We start from the raw sequence: 16,552 nt of genomic DNA on the forward strand, positions 1-16,552 counted from the left end.
GGGGCGTGGGGTGCTGCGGGGGCGGGGGTGCGGTGGGCCGGCGCCGGTGTGCGGGCACGGCCGCGGGACGCCTGTGCGGACGCGTCCGTACCTGCGCGTCCGTCCAGGTGTACGGGTGCGGTGCGCCGTCGTGCACCGGTGCTTCGGTGCGGGCGCGGTGGTTCCGTGCGGGTCCATCGGTGCGGGAGCTGTGGTGCGCGGTGCTGTGCTGCGACCTGCTGTGCTGATGTGTTGCCGTGCTGCTGCGTACCGGGCGCGGCGCGCCGTGGTGGGGAGTGCTGTGGTGGGGAGTGCTGTGGTGGTGAGTGCTGTGGTGCGACGCGCTGGGGTGCGGGCGCGGGTGCGGCCGGGCGCGTGCTGCGGTGCGCGGGCACGGCCGCCGTGCGCCCTCGGGGACGGTGGCGGGCGGACAGGGGTCGGTGCGGGACATCGGCGGTGGCGGTGAGGGGATGCGGCGGTCACCGGCCGCCCGGTCCCGGCGCGCCCGGCCGGGTGCGCGGGCCGGGCGGAGCCGGGGACGTGTCAGGCGGTCGTCGGAAGCTTGAGCGTGATGGCCGCTCCGGGCGACTGCGCTGTGGCCCACTCCGATACCCGTCCGGCGTAGCGTTCGCCGAATTCCGCGGTCCCGTCGGCGAGTTGCTTTCTGGTTCCGTCGGGCATCGTAGCCGCAGCCGCCACCCCGGCCGGCGACGTGACGGTGACAACGTCACCGATTCTGTACGCCGTCACCGAACCGGCGTCCAGGGCCTGCTGCCAGGCCGCACGCTGCTGCATCTCGCGCCCGATGTCCCGGTGCCGCTGATTGACGACCGGGGTGCTGTCCTCGAAGAACCCCCGATAGTCGGCCAGAACTTTGTCCAGAACCGGGTAGGCGATCCGGTCCTCGGCGAGGTTCGACTGGTGGATGTAGTGCGGCCGCGGATCGTTGGCCAGTGCATGTCCGAGGGCGGTCCGCGCCTCCTGCGGGACGATGTACGAGGCGTAGCCGGTGTCCGTCGGCAGCGGCGCCGGCATGCAGGTGGAGTGGGGGTCGGTCTCGCAGATCCCGCTGCCGCCGTCGGCCTTGCTCGTGTAGATCCAGTTGTACTCGTCGACCTCTTCGGCCGCCGTGCCCACGTTGTAGTACACGTTCATCGGGTAGCGCGGTACGGTCAGCGCCGCACCGGCCGGGCGCTGCGCGGACTCCCGCGAGTTGTCGCTCGCCAGCCACTTGACGCCGGTGGCGGCGAGCGCGGGGCCGAGGTTGGGGTTGTCCTGCGGCTGCTGCGGCAGGGTCTTCAGGCCGGAGTGCTCGCCGGTGACCAGCTCCGCGGGGTCCACGTCCAGGCCCTTGGCCACGCCCCAGGCGTGGTTCTTCTCGATCTCGGCGGTGATCTCGCCGCGGCCGGTCCACCGGGTGTTGCCGAAGAAGTCCTTGGCGCAGCGCCAGGGCACGGTCGAGGTGTCCTGGACACAGCCGAGGAAGGGGTGGGTCCAGGTGTGGTTGACCCAGCGGTACTCGTCCTTGTCGGCGAGCAGCCGGTCGGCCATCGCGTCCACCCCGCCGTGCTCCGCCTTCCACTCCTCGCCGGAGCCCGCGTTGTAGACCATGTCGAGCCGGTAGCCGCTGTCGCGCTGCCACTGGGCGGCGTACGCGGCGTCCGCCTCGCTCATCCGGACCGGGGTGGTGTCCGGGACGCCGGAGGGGCAGTCGAAGTCGCCGGGGGTGCAGTTGTTCTCGACGTCCCAGCGGGCGTCCGGGGCGAAGACGTCGTCGACCTGGACGGAGAAGTAGTTACGGCTGCGACCCAGGTGGACGCCCTGGGTGAGCCAGTCCACGATGCCGCGGGCGAGCAGCCGGAACTGCTGCTGGTAGCGGTTCTGCGCGAAGGTGACGACCAGTTCGCGGCGGCCGTCGCGGGCGTACTCGCCGATCAGCGAGCCGCGCGCGGACGTGCCCGGCACCGCCGCGTCCAGGTACGACGTGAACGTGGCCCCGGCGGGCGGGTCGGCGAGCGGCTGCGCGACGTAGCCATAGCTCTCGGAGACCTGCGGGTCGGCGTCCTCGAAGGGCACCGCGCCCTTGAGGTAGCCGAAGGGGCCCGCCTTGCCCGCAGCGGTGGTGCGGGTGGCGAAACCGTCCAGCACCCCGGCGTAACCGCCGTCGTCGGGCGTGCGCAGGCCGACGTCGGGCCGGGCGTAGGTGTACGCGTCCACCTGCGGGATCTTGTACGTGGTCTCGTACGCCTTCAGGGCGGCCAGCTCGGTGGAGGCGGCAGTGCCGAAGGGGTTGTCGTTCGGCAGTACGACGCCCTGGAACTTGGCGCGCGGCCGGCCGTCCACGGTGTCGCTGAGGAACGCCGCGTCGATCACCGGGCGGCCGGGGCTCGTCAGGTCGACGGTGGTGTACGGGACGCCCTGGCCGCGCAGTTCGGCGACGATCGCGTCGGTGGACTCGCCGCCGTCGCTCACGACCAGGACCCGCAGGTCGATACGGGGTGTCAGGTCCGCCGCCGCGAGCGCGTCCCGTGCGGCGGCGGGGGTGCTCACCGCCAGCGGCAGTGCCGTGATCATCGCTGCGGCGAGTGCGGTCAAAACCTTGGCCGGTCCGGTGACCGGCGTGCCGTTACTGCCCATGGGCGCAGTCCCTTCCCCCCGGAAGTCCCCCCTGCTTCCGGAAGCGGCACCGGGCAGGCTCGTGGACATCATGCGAAGGTTCGCGTCCGTCTATCCCGCAGTCGCCACTACTGTGACGCACGTCTCATCCGGCGCGCGGAGATTGACGGCGGGACCCGGCGTACGGGCGGGCCGGGCGGCCCGCGGAACCGCCAACTCCTCCGATTCACCGAAGAGTTGGGGCTCCTGCGACAGGTGGTGAAGATGTGACAGGCCGGGCCGATACGGCATCAAGCGGTTACGTCCGGCGCCCCCGAGCGTAGGCTCGGCCGCAGCAGCGCCCTCGGCGCGAACGGACAACCGGACGGAACAGGACTCTCATCACCGTGACTGCACTGACCCTCAGCACATCCTCCGCCGCGACGTTGCGTGCGGACACCGTTGTCGTCGGCGTGGCCAAGGGCGCCAAGGGCGTCGTACTGGCCCCCGGCGCCGAAGCCGTGGACAAGGCGTTCGACGGCGGGCTCGCCGCCGTCCTGGAGACCCTCGGTGCGAGCGGTGCCGAGGGCGAGGTCACCAAGCTGCCGGCCGGGTCCGGCCTGAAGGCGGCGGTCGTCCTGGCGGTCGGCCTGGGCGACGCCCCGGTCAAGGACGAGGAGTACGACCCCGAGGTGCTGCGCCGCGGCGCCGGCGCCGCCGCCCGTGCCCTGGCCGGCACCAAGAAGGCGGCCTTCGCGCTGCCCGCCGGGGACGCCGGGGACACCGCGGCGGTCGCCGAGGGCGCGCTGCTCGGCGCGTACGCCTTCACGGCGTACCGCAGCGGCGGCGACGCGAAGACCGCCCGCGGGACCAAGAAGACCGAGGGCAACGGCAAGGCGCCGCTGGCCGAGATCGCGATCCTCGGCGGCAAGCCGCGCGACAAGGCCTACAAGGCCGCCGCCGAGCGCGCCGAGACGCTGGCCGCCGAGGTCAACCGCGCCCGCGACCTGATCAACACCCCCTCCAACGACCTCACCCCGAAGTCGTTCGCCGCGCAGGCCCAGGCCGCCGCGAAGGAGTTCGGCCTCAAGGTCGAGGTGCTGGACGAGAAGGCCCTGAAGAAGGGCGGCTACGGCGGCCTGATGGGCGTCGGCCAGGGCTCGGACAACCCGCCGCGGCTGGTGCGGATCGCCTACACCCACCCGAAGGCCGAAAAGACCCTGGCGCTCGTCGGCAAGGGCATCACCTACGACTCGGGCGGCATCTCCCTGAAGCCGGCCGGCTTCAACGAGACCATGAAGTGCGACATGAGCGGCGCCGCCGCGGTGTTCGCCGCGGTCGTGGCCGCCGCCCGCCTGGGCCTGCGGGTCAACGTCACCGGCTGGCTGGCGCTCGCCGAGAACATGCCCTCGGGCAACGCGATGCGCCCCGGCGACGTGCTGACCATGTACAACGGCAAGACCGTCGAGGTGCTGAACACCGACGCCGAGGGCCGCCTGGTGCTGGCCGACGCGCTGACCCGCGCCTCGGAGGAGCAGCCCGACGCGATCGTGGACGTCGCGACGCTGACCGGCGCGATGGTGATGGCGCTGGGCAACCGGACCTTCGGGATCATGTCCAACGACGACGCCTTCCGGGCGAGCCTGCACGAGATCGCGGAGGCGGCCGGCGAGCCGTCCTGGCCGATGCCGATGCCGTCCGAGCTGCGCCGGAGCATGGACTCCCCGGTGGCCGACCTGAAGAACGTCGGCGAGCGGGCGGGCAGCGGCCTGCTGGCCGGGGTCTTCCTCCAGGAGTTCGTGGGCGAGGGCATCACCTGGGCGCACCTGGACATCGCCGGCCCGGCCTTCCACGAGAGCGCGCCGTTCGGTTACACCCCCAAGGGTGGCACCGGCTCCGCGGTCCGCACCCTGGTGCGGCTGGCCGAGCACACCGCGGACGGGGACCTCGGCTGACCCTGACGCGGTTGCCGCGTTCATGGCGGTGGTGACGTATTCGTCGGTACGGCCCCGGGCCCGGCGCCCGGGGCCGTACGCGCGTGTTCGCCCTCGACGAAATCCGTACGCCCGTACGCCTGAGTAACCGCGCGCGCAACCCCTCGGAACGGCCGTCGTGCCGTCCCCTGGCCCGGCCCGCCGTCCCGGTCGCGTTCAACAAGTGCGAAGATGGGTTCTTGGCAGGACAGGGCCCCCCTTACCCAGGGCCGATCCAAGAAGCGGCCGATCAACAGCCGCCGCCCGGTCACCGACGACCGGCTCCGGCGTACCCATGCATGGAGGACGTGACGTGGCGAACGACGCCAGCACCGTTTTCGACCTAGTGATCCTCGGAGGCGGTAGCGGTGGTTACGCCGCTGCCCTGCGCGGGGCGCAGCTGGGCCTGGACGTCGCCCTGATCGAGAAGAACAAGCTCGGCGGCACCTGCCTGCACAACGGCTGCATCCCCACCAAGGCCCTGCTGCACGCCGGCGAGATCGCGGACCAGGCCCGCGAAGCCGCGCAGTTCGGTGTCAAGGCCACCTTCGACGGCATCGACATCGAGGGCGTCCACAAGTACAAGGACGAGGTCATCTCGGGCCTGTACAAGGGGCTGCAGGGCCTGGTCGCCTCCCGCAAGGTGACCTACATCGAGGGAGAGGGCCGGCTGTCCTCCCCCACCTCCGTCGACGTCAACGGCCAGCGTGTCCAGGGCCGCCACATCCTGCTGGCGACCGGCTCCGTGCCGAAGTCCCTGCCGGGCCTGACCATCGACGGCGACCGGATCATCTCCTCGGACCACGCGCTGAAGCTGGACCGCGTGCCGAAGTCCGCGATCGTGCTGGGCGGCGGCGTCATCGGCGTCGAGTTCGCCTCCGCGTGGAAGTCCTTCGGCACCGACGTGACCATCGTCGAGGGCCTCAAGCACCTCGTCCCGGTCGAGGACGAGAACAGCTCCAAGCTGCTGGAGCGGGCCTTCCGCAAGCGCGGCATCAAGTTCAACCTGGGCACCTTCTTCGACAAGGCCGAGTACACCCAGGACGGCGTCAAGGTCACGCTGGCCGACGGCAAGTCCTTCGAGGCCGAGGTGCTGCTGGTCGCCATCGGCCGCGGCCCGGTCTCCCAGGGCCTGGGCTACGAGGAGGCCGGGGTCGCCATGGACCGCGGCTACGTCCTGGTCGACGAGTACATGCAGACCAACGTGCCGACGATCTCGGCCGTCGGTGACCTCGTCCCGACCCTCCAGCTCGCGCACGTCGGCTTCGCCGAGGGCATCCTGGTGGCGGAGCGGCTGGCCGGCGTCAAGACCGTGCCGATCGACTACGACGGCGTGCCGCGCGTGACGTACTGCCACCCCGAGGTCGCTTCGGTGGGTATCACCGAGGCGAAGGCCAAGGAGCTGTACGGTGCCGACAAGGTCGTCGCTCTGAAGTACAACCTCGCGGGCAACGGCAAGAGCAAGATCCTCAAGACCGCGGGCGAGATCAAGCTCGTCCAGGTCAAGGACGGTGCCGTGGTCGGCGTCCACATGGTCGGTGACCGTATGGGCGAGCAGGTCGGCGAGGCCCAGCTGGTCTACAACTGGGAGGCCCTGCCGGCCGAGGTTGCGCAGCTCATCCACGCGCACCCGACGCAGAACGAGGCGCTCGGCGAGGCCCACCTGGCCCTGGCCGGCAAGCCTCTGCACTCCCACGACTGATCCCGGTCCGGGCGCGACCACATCCGCACTTTTCTGTAAGGAGCAAGAGAAACCATGGCGGTTTCCGTAACCCTTCCGGCGCTCGGCGAGAGCGTCACCGAGGGCACCGTCACCCGCTGGCTGAAGGCCGAGGGTGAGCGCGTCGAGGCCGACGAGCCCCTGCTGGAGGTGTCGACCGACAAGGTCGACACCGAGATCCCCGCCCCCGCCGCCGGCGTGCTGGCCTCCATCAAGGTGGCCGAGGACGAGACCGTCGAGGTCGGCGCCGAGCTGGCCATCATCGACGACGGCAGCGGTGCCCCCGCGGCCGAGTCCGCCCCGGCGCAGGCCGAGGCGCCCGCCGCCGAGCCCGAACCCGCCGCGGCTCCGGCCCAGGAGGCCCCGGCCCAGGAAGCCCCGCAGCAGGAGGCCCCCGCGGCCCCCGCCGGCGGTGCCGAGGGTACCGACGTCGTCCTCCCCGCGCTCGGCGAGAGCGTGACCGAGGGCACCGTCACCCGCTGGCTCAAGGAGGTCGGCGAGGAGGTGGCCGAGGACGAGCCGCTGCTGGAGGTCTCCACCGACAAGGTCGACACCGAGATCCCCGCCCCGGCCGCCGGTGTGCTGCTGGAGATCGTGGTCGGCGAGGACGAGACCGCCGAGGTCGGCGCCAAGCTGGCCGTCATCGGCCAGAAGGGCGCTGCCCAGGCCCCCGCCGCCCCGGCTCCGGCCCCTGCCCAGGAGGCCCCCAAGCAGGAGGCCCCCAAGCAGGAGGCCCCCAAGCAGGAGGCTCCGGCCCCCCAGGCCCCCTCGGCGCCCGCGCCGCAGCAGGTCACCACCCCCGCCCCGGACCCGGCCCCGGCCGCTCCGGCCCCGGCGCCGGCGCCGGCCGCCGCCCCCGTCACCCCGGCCCCGGCCGCGGGTGAGGCGGACGCCGCGTACGTCACCCCCCTGGTCCGCAAGCTGGCCCAGGAGAACAGCGTGGACCTGGGCTCGGTCAAGGGCACCGGCGTCGGCGGCCGTATCCGCAAGCAGGACGTCATCGCCGCCGCCGAGGCCGCCAAGCAGCAGGCCGCCCCGGCCGCTGCCGCCGCTCCGGCCGCTTCGAAGGCCCCTGCCATCGAGGCGTCGCCGCTGCGCGGCCAGACCGTCAAGATGCCGCGGATGCGCAAGGTCATCGGCGACAACATGATGAAGGCCCTGCACGGCCAGGCGCAGCTCACCTCCGTGGTCGAGGTGGACATCACCAAGATCATGCGGATGCGCAACAAGGCCAAGGACGCCTTCGCGCAGCGTGAGGGCGTCAAGCTCTCGCCGATGCCGTTCTTCGTCAAGGCCGCTGTCCAGGCGCTGAAGGCCCACCCGGTCGTCAACGCCCGGATCAACGAGGACGAGGGCACGATCACCTACTTCGACACCGAGAACGTCGGTATCGCGGTGGACGCGGAGAAGGGCCTGATGACCCCGGTCATCAAGGGTGCGGGCGACCTGAACATCGCCGGCATCGCCCGGAAGACCGCGGAGCTGGCCGGCAAGGTCCGCACCAACAAGATCAGCCCGGACGACATGTCGGGCGCGACCTTCACGATCAGCAACACCGGCTCGCGCGGTGCGCTGTTCGACACGGTCATCGTGCCGCCGAACCAGGTCGGCATCCTGGGCATCGGCGCCACCGTCAAGCGCCCGGTGGTCGTCGACCACCCGGAGCTGGGCGAGACCATCGCCGTGCGCCACATGACCTACCTGGCGCTCTCCTACGACCACCGCCTGGTGGACGGTGCCGACGCGGCCCGTTACCTGACGACGGTCAAGCAGATCCTGGAGGCCGGCGAGTTCGAGACCGAGATCGGTCTCTGAACACGGTAGCCACCGCGTAGGTGTGCAGGGTCGGCCCCGGTTCGTACAAGTTCGTACGAGCCGGGGCCGACCCGTTTTCGTTGCACGGATAATGGCCGTCCCGCGGTGGTCTCCCGTACCGCCTTCCGGTGCCGGGCCCCGGCCGCCGTCTGCCGCACGCTCTGAAGGAGCACGTCATGACCCCGCCCGTCGTCCATTCGCTCCGCGAGCAGATCCGCGAGCACATCCTGGAAGGGATCGTCAGCGGCCGCTGGCAGCCCGGTGAGCGGATCGTGGAGCGGCGGATCGCGGTCGAGCTGGAGGTCAGCCAGACGCCCGTACGGGAGGCGCTGCGCGAGCTGGAGTCGCTCCAGTTGATCGAGTCGGCTCCGAACAAGGGTGTACGGGTACGGAACCTGACCGCCGACGACCTCAAGGAGAGCTACCCGGTGCGGGCCGGCCTGGAGCAGGTGGCGGCGGAGCTGGCCGCCGGGCGCTTGGCCGAGGACACCGCGGCGCTGGACCGCGAGGTGGCGGCGCTGTGCGCGGCGGACCGGCACGGCGACGGTGAGGCGCAGGTGCGGCACACGGTGGCCTTCCACCGCGAGATCGTGCGCGCCGCCGGCAACGCCGTCCTGCTGCACACCTGGGAGTCGCTGGGTGTCGAGGTGTGGACGACGCTGTCGATCCGCTGGTTCAGCCCGGAGCCGCGGTCGCACGCGCGGGACCACCAGGAGATCGTGGACGCGTTCCGGCGGCGCGACCCGAGGATCGGCGAGCTGCTGAAGACTCACGTACTGAGCTGCGCGCCCAGGGTCTGACGCGCAGGCCGGGGACCGTTCTCCCCTTCGATTCGGAGCCGCAGACAGCCTGGCACCCCGTGCCTAAAAGGCTGGCACCCCGTGCCGACCTGCGGTTTTTCCTTCAACTTGCGTTGATCGATCATCGATCAGAGGCGTATCGTCGTCCGTGGGGCGCGACCCCTGCCTGCCAAAGCACTCATCGCACCTCCCTCCTCCGTCCGGAAAGGGGCCACCCATGCCCGATCCCGTACGTATGCCGTACAGCCAGCTCGACCAGGTCCCGGACCGCGACCCGGAGGAGACGGCCGAGTGGCGCGCGTCCCTGGACGCCGTCACGAAGGCGGCCGGTCCGCACCGCGCCGCCTACCTGATGCGCCGTGCCGTGGAGCACACCGGTGCCCCGGGCCTCGCGCCGCTCGAAACCGACTACGTCAACACCATCCCGACCTCCGCCGAGCCCGAGTTCCCGGGTGACGAGGCGATGGAGGCCCGGATCACGGCGTGGAACCGCTGGAACGCGGCCGCCATGGTCACCCGCGGCTCCCGTCTCGGCCTCGGCGGCCACATCGCCACCTTCGCCTCGGCGGCCTGGCTCTACGAGACCGGCTTCCAGCACTTCTTCCGGGGCAAGGAAGGCGACGGAAGTGGCGACCAGCTCTACATCCAGGGCCACGCCTCCCCCGGCATCTACGCCCGCGCCTTCCTCGAAGGCCGCCTCACCGAGGACCAGCTCGACCGCTTCCGCCAGGAGGCGGCCGGCGACGGCCTGCCCTCGTACCCGCACCCGCGGCGCCTGCCCTGGCTGTGGGAGTTCCCCACCGTCTCCATGGGCCTGGGCCCGCTCTCCGCGATCTACCAGGCGCGCTTCAACCGCTACCTGGAGCACCGCGGCATCAAGGACACCGCCAACTCCCACGTCTGGGCGTTCCTCGGTGACGGCGAGATGGACGAGCCCGAGTCGACCGCCGCTCTGGCGCTGGCCGGCCGCGAGGGCCTGGACAACCTGACCTTCGTCATCAACTGCAACCTTCAGCGCCTGGACGGCCCGGTCCGCCCCAACTTCAAGATCGTGCAGGAGCTGGAGGCCCAGTTCCGCGCCGCGGGCTGGAACGTCATCAAGTCCCTGTGGGGCCGGGCGTGGGACGAGGTCTTCGCCCAGGACACCGACGGCGCCCTGCTGCGCCGCCTGCGCGAGACCCCGGACGCGCAGTTCCAGACGTACGCCACCCGCGACGCCGCCTACCTGCGCGAGCACTTCTTCGGGTCGGACCCGGCGCTGGGCCGTATCGCCCAGGGCCTGTCGGACGCCAAGCTGCTGGAGCTGTTCCAGACCTCCCGCGCCGGCCACGAGCCCCGCAAGGTGTACGCCGCCTACAAGGCCGCCGTCGAGCACAAGGGCGCGCCGACCGTCATCCTGGCGCAGACCGTCAAGGGCTACACCCTCGGCGAGGGCTTCGAGTCCCGTAACGCCAACCACCAGATGAAGAAGCTCACCGGCGAGCAGTTCCGCGCCATGCGCGACCTGCTGGAGCTGCCCATCCCGGACAGCGCCCTGGACGCGGACGTGGTGCCCTACGCGCGCCCGGACGAGAACTCCCCCGAGATGGAGTACCTGCGTCAGCGGCGCGCCGCCCTCGGCGGTCCGGCCCCGGCCCGCAAGGTCGTCGCCAAGCCGCTGCCGATGCCCGCCGACAAGGCGTTCGACGCGCTGAAGAAGGGCTCGGGCTCGCAGGAGATCGCCACCACCATGGCGTTCGTCCGCCTGGTCAAGGACCTGATGCGGGACAAGGAGACCGGCAAGCGCTGGGTGCCGGTCGTGCCCGACGAGGCCCGTACCTTCGGCATGGAGTCGCTGTTCCCGTCCGCCGGGCTCTACTCCCCCGTCGGCCAGACCTACGACCCGGTCGACCGTGACCAGCTCCTGTACTACAAGGAAGCCAAGGACGGCCAGATCCTCAACGAGGGCATCACGGAGGCCGGTTCGCTGGCCGACTTCACCGCGGCGGCGACCTCGTACGCCACCCACGGCGAGCCGATGATCCCGTTCTACATCTTCTACTCGATGTTCGGCTGGCAGCGCACCGCCGACCAGTTCTGGGCGCTCGCCGACCAACTGGGCCGCGGCTTCGTCATCGGCGCCACGGCCGGCCGTACGACGATGACCGGTGAGGGCCTCCAGCACGCGGACGGCCACTCGCACCTGATCGCCTCCACCAACCCGGCGGCGCTCTCCTACGACCCGGCGTTCGCGTACGAGGTCGCGGTGATCGTCAAGGAGGGCCTGCGCCGGATGTACGGCCCCGACGCGGAGGACGTCTTCTACTACCTGACGGTCTACAACGAGACCAAGGTGCAGCCCGCCATGCCGGAGGGCGTCGAGGAGGGCATCCTCAAGGGCCTCTACCGCTTCAAGGAGGCCGCCCCGGCCGCTGCCGACGCGCCGCGCCTGCAACTGCTGGCCTCCGGCACCGCCATCCACTGGATCCTGGAGGCCCAGGAGATCCTGGCCCGCGACTGGGGCGTGGCGGCGGACATCTGGTCGGCGCCGTCCTGGACGGAGCTGCGCCGCGACGCGCTGGAGTGCGACGCCGCCCGCCTGGAGGGCGAGGACCGCGTCCCGTACGTGACCCGCGCGCTGGCCGGAGCCCCCGGCCCGGTCGTCGCGGTCAGCGACTGGATGCGGGCCGTGCCCGACCAGATCGCCCCGTGGGTCGAGCAGGACTGGACCTCGGTCGGCACCGACGGCTTCGGCCTCTCCGACACCCGCGAGGCCGCCCGCCGCCACTTCGGCGTCGACGCCCGGTCGGTCGTCGTGCAGGCGCTGGCCGCGCTGGCCCGCCGCGGCGACGTGAAGGCGGAGACGGTCAAGGAGGCCAAGGAGCGATACGGCCTGTAGGCCACGGGCGGGCGCGGCGGGCTGCCGCCGCGCCCGCGCCACCTCCCGCCGGGCCCGCACTCCGCGCCGGACCCCGGTCCGGCGCCCCCCGCTCCCGTGCGGAGACCACCTCAACCGCGCCCGGGGTCTCCGCACGGGATCTTCGTCGTCACCTCCTTCCCCACCTTCTCCGTCCTCTCCGTCGTGTACGGCGGGCGCGTCCCGGCGCGCCCGCGCGCGGCATGATGCAGTCATGCGCGCTGCCCGGCTGATCAAGATGGTGCTGCTGCTCCAGTCCCGCCCGTCGATGACCGGCGCCGAACTGGCGCGGGAGCTGGAGGTGTCGGAGCGTACGGTCGCCCGCGACGTGCTCTCCCTCTCCGAGGCCGGGGTGCCCGTCTACGCGGACCGCGGCCGGGCCGGCGGCTACCGCCTCATCGGCGGCTACCGCACCCGGCTGACCGGCCTCGGCCGCAGCGAGGCCGAGGCGCTGTTCCTGTCCGGCGTGCCCGCCGCGCTGCGCGACATGGGCCTCGCCGACGCCGCCTCCGCCGCCCGCCTCAAGGTCTCCGCCGCGCTGCTGCCCGAACTGCGGGACGCCGCGGACGGCGCCGCCCAGCGCTTCCACCTCGACGCCCCCGCCTGGTACCGCGAACCGGCCACACCAGACCTGCTGCCCGCCGTCGCGGACGCGGTCTGGGACGACCGGCGCATCGCCACCCGCTACCGCCGCAAGGACACCGAGGTCGAACGCGAGTTGGAGCCGTACGGCCTGGTGCTCAAGGCGGGCGTCTGGTACCTGGCGGCACGGGCCGGTACGGACATGCGCGTGTACCGCATCGACCGCTTCACCTCCGTCACGCCCCTCGACGACCGCTTCACCCGCGGCCCGGACTTCGACCTGCCCGCCTTCTGGGCGGAGCGGGCCGCCCAGTTCGCCCGCTCGATCCTGCGGGACGAGATCGTCGTACGGCTCACACCGGCGGGCACCCGCCGGCTGCGGCACGTCACCGACCGCGCCGGTGCCGAGGAGGCCCTGGCCGCGGCGGGCGAGCCCGACGAGCGGGGCCGGACCACGGTCACCCTGCCCGTCGAATCCCTGGACGTCGCCTACAGCCAGTTGCTCGGCCTCGGCCCGGAGGCGGAGGTGCTCGGCCCGCCGGAGCTGCGGGAACGGTTCGCCGCCGCGGCGGGCCGTATGTACGGGCTGTACGGGTCGCACGGGGAGCACGGGCAGCCGTGAGACGCGGCTGCCCGTGCCGTGTGGGGCGCGCCGGTGCCGCCTACCGGTATCCGGTCGTGTCCGCCGGCTTCCCCTCCTGCTCGACCTCGGTGATGTAGCGCCAGGCGTCCGGCGCCGACCCGTCCACGTCCGTGAAGCCGTACACCTTCGCCAGCCCGCCGCTGGACAGCGCCTGCCCGTTGAACCGGGCGACGTCCGGGTCACCGGCCAGCGCCGCCAGCGCCCGCCCGACGAACACCGGCGTCTCGGAGATCGCGAAGTGCGGGTTCTGCTCGCAGCCCGCACGCCAGTTTTCCTCGGTGACCTTGAAGTGGGTGTCCAGCATGGCTTCCGACCGCAGCCAGCCCGGCGTCAGGCAGAGCGCCGTGCACCCGTACTCCAGCAGTTCCTGCGCCAGCCCCTTCGTCATCCGGATCGGCCCGCTCTTGGCCAGGTCGTAGTAGAAGGGCTCCCGATAGCGCCGGTTGAACTCCTCCGTACCGTCCGTCACCTCCACCAGCAGCCCGCCCGGCCGGCGGATCAGCAGCGGCAGCGCGAACCTGCTGGTGATGATGTGGCTCTCCACCCCGAGCCGCAGCACCCGCAGCCCCTTCTCCAGGTCGTGCTCCCACATCTTCTTGCCCCACTCGACATGCACGTCCCCGCCCCACAGATCGTTGACGAGGATGTCCAGCCGTCCCTGCTCACGGTCGATGCGCTCGGTCAGCGCCCGTACCGCCGCCGGGTCCAGATGGTCCGTCGGTACGGCGACGCCGGTGCCTACGGCCGTTTCGCCACCCTTCCGCTCGGCACCCCTCCGTTCGGCACCCTTCCACTCGCCACCCCTCCGTTCGGCACCCTTCCGCTCGCCATCCCTCCGTTCGGCATCCTTCCGGGCCGCCGCTCCCGCCGCCGTCACCAGCTCCGCGGTCTCCTCGATCGTCTCCGTCGCCCGGCCGACCTCGCTGACGTGCTCCCTGGTCGTGCGGCCGGTGACATAGACCGTGGCACCGGCCCGGCCCAGCTCCACCGCCATCGCCCGGCCCGCGCCGCGCGTGGCGCCGGCGACCAGCGCGACCTTCCCGCTGAGCGGTCCCTGCGGGCTGCCTGCCCCGGCCATGGTGAGTTCTCCTTCTGTCATGCCACGACCCTCCCGCCGAAACCCGACACCTTGTGTCCGCTTTTCCGCGCGAGGGGCCCCGGGTAACGACACCGTCGCATCTGGGGTACTCCGCGTGCGTCGCCGTGCGGCAGGAACGATGCTGTACCCGTGATGGACGAGACGGAGTTCTGGCAACTCATCGACAACTCCCGCGAGGCCGCCGAGGGCGACCCGGAGGAGCAGGCGGACGCGCTCGTCGAACGACTGGTCGCCCTCGACCCCGACTCGGTGGTGGACTTCGCCCGGCACTTCGAGTCCCGGGACAACCGCGCCTACACCTGGGACCTGTGGGCCGCGGCCGGCATCCTGCTCGGCGGCGCGAGCGACGACGCCTTCGACAACTTCCGAAGCTGGCTGATCGGCCAGGGCCGGGAAGTCTTCGAGGGCGCTCTGCACGACCCCGACCACCTCGCCGACCTGCTGGACGCGTTCGACGACGAGGTGGACGGCGACGCGGAGGAACTCGGGTACGCGGCGGACGAGGCGTACGAACAACTCACCGGCGCCGAAATGCCCGACCTCGGCCTGCCACCCCAGCCCCGCGAACCCCTCGGCACCTACCTCGACCTGGACGACGACCGCGTCCTGGCGGAACGCTTTCCGCAACTGTGGGACCGGTACGGCACCTGACGCCTTTCATGTTCGGGCAGCGAGACAGCGAGATCACCGAGGCAACGATGAAAGTAAGTAAAAACCGCCGCCACGCCTGACGAAATCACTGGTCGCGGCCTGCGGTCCCGGCGCGTGCGGGGGTGGTCCCGAGGATCTGGGCATCGAAGTGTTCCCCGGCCGGCGGTCCCGCGCGTGCGGGGCTGCTCCCTCGCCGTGCCACGACACAGGCCGCGCGCGGCTGCCGACTGCTGGCTGCCTAAATCCGTTGCCGCACCTAGAGGCCGTAGGCTATACCTAGGAGCCCTAGGAAATACTTAGAGCCCCTTGGGCGTACCTAGGGGCCCTAGGTGAATGGCGGGAAGGGGGCAGACCCATGGCACGAGCCGGACTGACGACGGACCGAGTGACGCTCGCAGGAGCCGAGCTGGCGGACGAGGCCGGACTCGACCAGGTCACCATGTCGCAGGTGGCGCGGCGGCTCGGTGTGAAGGACGCGAGTCTGTACACGCACGTACGCGGGCTGGACGACCTGCGCGGACGGATCGCGCTGCTGGCGGCGGACGAGAAGACCATCCGCATCGCGGAGGCGACCGCCGGCCTCGCGGGCAAGGACGCGCTGGTCGCGTTCGCCGACGCCTGGCGGGAGTACGCGGCCGCCCACCCCGGCCGCTACATGGCGACGCAGTTGCCGCTGAAGATCGACCCGGAACTGGCCGCGAACGCCCCCGGACCGCGGCGCGCGGTCGAGCTGACCTACGGCATGCTGCGCGGTTACGGCCTGGCCGAACCCGACCTGACCGACGCGGTCCGTCTGCTGCGCAGTACGTTCCACGGCTTCGTCGCCCTGGAAGCCGCCGGCGGCTTCGCGCACGCGCGTGCGCCGCAGGACTCCTGGGTCCGCGCCCTCGACGCCCTCCACACCGCCCTGACGCACTGGCCCTCGCCCCGCGAAGCCCGAGAAGGAGACCCGACATGACCGGCCCGACCACCGGCAGCCTGCGCGTGAACGGCGCGACCCTGCACTACGAAGTACGCGGCCAGGGCCCGCTGCTGCTGCTCATACCGGGCGGCGCGGGCGGCGCGGCCTCCTTCGACGGCATCGCCGACGACCTGGCCGCCACGTACACCGTCGCGACCTACGACCCGCGCGGCATGTCCCGGAGCGTGCTGGACGACCCCGGGGCCGAGCAGCACGTGGCCGAGCACGCCGACGACGCGTTCCGGATGCTGGAGCTGCTGTCGCCCGGTGAACCAGCCCGGGTGCTCGGCATCAGCTCGGGCGCGATCGCCGCCCTGCACCTGCTCACCACCCACCCCGAACGCCTCACGCGCGTCGTGGCGCACGAGCCGCCGGTGGTGGAGGTCCTGCCGGACGCCGCCGAACACCGGGCGCTCGTCGCACGCGTAGAGGAAACGTTCCGTACCCAGGGGCTCATGCCGGCGATGGCCGTGTTCGCCGCGGGCCTCAAGGCGGACGGCAGCGGCACCGGGCCCCAACCGGAGATGAAGCTTCCGCCGCAGGCCGCGGCGCGGGCCGAGCGGACCATGGCCAACCTGCCGTACTTCGTCGGACGGATCGTGGCCCCTTTCATGTCCTACGCCCCGGACACCGCACGCCTGGCGGCCCTGACCGACCGGCTCGTCCTGGCCGGCGGCCAGGAATCCCACGGCGAGCTGTCCTACCGGCCGGCCGCCTTCCTGGCCGAACGCTTCGGCACGGAACTCCTGCACTTCCCCGGCGGCCACACCGGTTCGACCACACACCCCGCCGCATTCGCCGACGTCCTCCTGAAGGCACTCACCCCTTGAAGGCCGCC

The 16,552-nt window shown here is 71.8% G+C and carries 11 protein-coding genes; 9 read left to right on the forward strand and 2 right to left on the reverse strand.

Translation table 11 applies throughout. From position 1 onward, the window contains the following. Window positions 1-522 precede the first annotated feature (522 nt). Window positions 523-2,616 carry a hypothetical protein gene (locus tag AB0A97_RS02070; RefSeq protein WP_361143144.1) on the reverse strand — a complete coding sequence of 698 codons (2,094 nt, stop codon included), beginning with the start codon at window positions 2,614-2,616 and terminating at the stop codon, window positions 523-525. A gap of 365 nt (window positions 2,617-2,981) precedes the next feature. Here AB0A97_RS02070 and AB0A97_RS02075 point away from each other — a divergent pair, with 365 nt between their 5' ends. The 6 genes from AB0A97_RS02075 to AB0A97_RS02100 all read left to right on the forward strand — a co-directional run bounded on the left by AB0A97_RS02075 (window position 2,982) and on the right by AB0A97_RS02100 (window position 12,982). Next, entirely contained in the window at window positions 2,982-4,529 is a 1,548-nt protein-coding gene (locus AB0A97_RS02075) for a leucyl aminopeptidase (protein ID WP_361143147.1), read from the forward strand. Window positions 4,530-4,860: 331 nt separating this feature from the next. After that, window positions 4,861-6,249: a dihydrolipoyl dehydrogenase gene (lpdA, locus tag AB0A97_RS02080; RefSeq protein WP_031004163.1), complete on the forward strand. Its 1,389-nt coding sequence runs from the start codon at window positions 4,861-4,863 to the stop codon at window positions 6,247-6,249. A gap of 54 nt (window positions 6,250-6,303) precedes the next feature. Then, the gene (sucB, locus tag AB0A97_RS02085) at window positions 6,304-8,082 is read left to right on the forward strand and encodes a 2-oxoglutarate dehydrogenase, E2 component, dihydrolipoamide succinyltransferase (RefSeq protein WP_361143150.1); all 1,779 of its coding nucleotides are present in this window, start codon (window positions 6,304-6,306) and stop codon (window positions 8,080-8,082) included. A gap of 176 nt (window positions 8,083-8,258) precedes the next feature. Then, window positions 8,259-8,882 carry a GntR family transcriptional regulator gene (locus AB0A97_RS02090; RefSeq protein WP_361143153.1) on the forward strand — a complete coding sequence of 208 codons (624 nt, stop codon included), beginning with the start codon at window positions 8,259-8,261 and terminating at the stop codon, window positions 8,880-8,882. A 217-nt stretch (window positions 8,883-9,099) separates the two neighbouring features. Further along, complete coding sequence (aceE, locus tag AB0A97_RS02095) at window positions 9,100-11,760, forward strand: pyruvate dehydrogenase (acetyl-transferring), homodimeric type (protein ID WP_361143156.1); 2,661 nt, start codon at window positions 9,100-9,102, stop codon at window positions 11,758-11,760. Between the two features lie 232 nt (window positions 11,761-11,992). After that, window positions 11,993-12,982 carry a YafY family protein gene (locus tag AB0A97_RS02100; protein WP_361143159.1) on the forward strand — a complete coding sequence of 330 codons (990 nt, stop codon included), beginning with the start codon at window positions 11,993-11,995 and terminating at the stop codon, window positions 12,980-12,982. Between the two features lie 40 nt (window positions 12,983-13,022). Here AB0A97_RS02100 and AB0A97_RS02105 read toward each other — a convergent pair whose 3' ends face one another. Next, a complete protein-coding gene (locus tag AB0A97_RS02105) occupies window positions 13,023-14,102 on the reverse strand; it encodes an SDR family oxidoreductase (protein WP_361143162.1) in 1,080 nt (359 codons plus the stop codon). A gap of 132 nt (window positions 14,103-14,234) precedes the next feature. On the opposite strand from AB0A97_RS02105, the gene AB0A97_RS02110 reads away from it, so the two are divergent. The 3 genes from AB0A97_RS02110 (at window position 14,235) to AB0A97_RS02120 (ending at window position 16,544) form a co-directional block, all read left to right on the forward strand. Next, complete coding sequence (locus tag AB0A97_RS02110) at window positions 14,235-14,753, forward strand: DUF4240 domain-containing protein (RefSeq protein WP_361145177.1); 519 nt, start codon at window positions 14,235-14,237, stop codon at window positions 14,751-14,753. A gap of 355 nt (window positions 14,754-15,108) precedes the next feature. Next, window positions 15,109-15,711: a WHG domain-containing protein gene (locus tag AB0A97_RS02115; RefSeq protein ID WP_361143165.1), complete on the forward strand. Its 603-nt coding sequence runs from the start codon at window positions 15,109-15,111 to the stop codon at window positions 15,709-15,711. After that, window positions 15,708-16,544 (forward strand): alpha/beta hydrolase, encoded by an 837-nt coding sequence (locus AB0A97_RS02120; RefSeq protein ID WP_361143168.1) that lies wholly within the window; start codon window positions 15,708-15,710, stop codon window positions 16,542-16,544. Before AB0A97_RS02115 ends, AB0A97_RS02120 begins: the two co-directional genes overlap by 4 nt. The last annotated feature ends 8 nt before the right edge of the window (window positions 16,545-16,552 follow it).

The organism is Streptomyces sp. NPDC045470 (assembly GCF_040646595.1).
Taxonomy (GTDB): Bacteria; Actinomycetota; Actinomycetes; order Streptomycetales; family Streptomycetaceae; genus Streptomyces.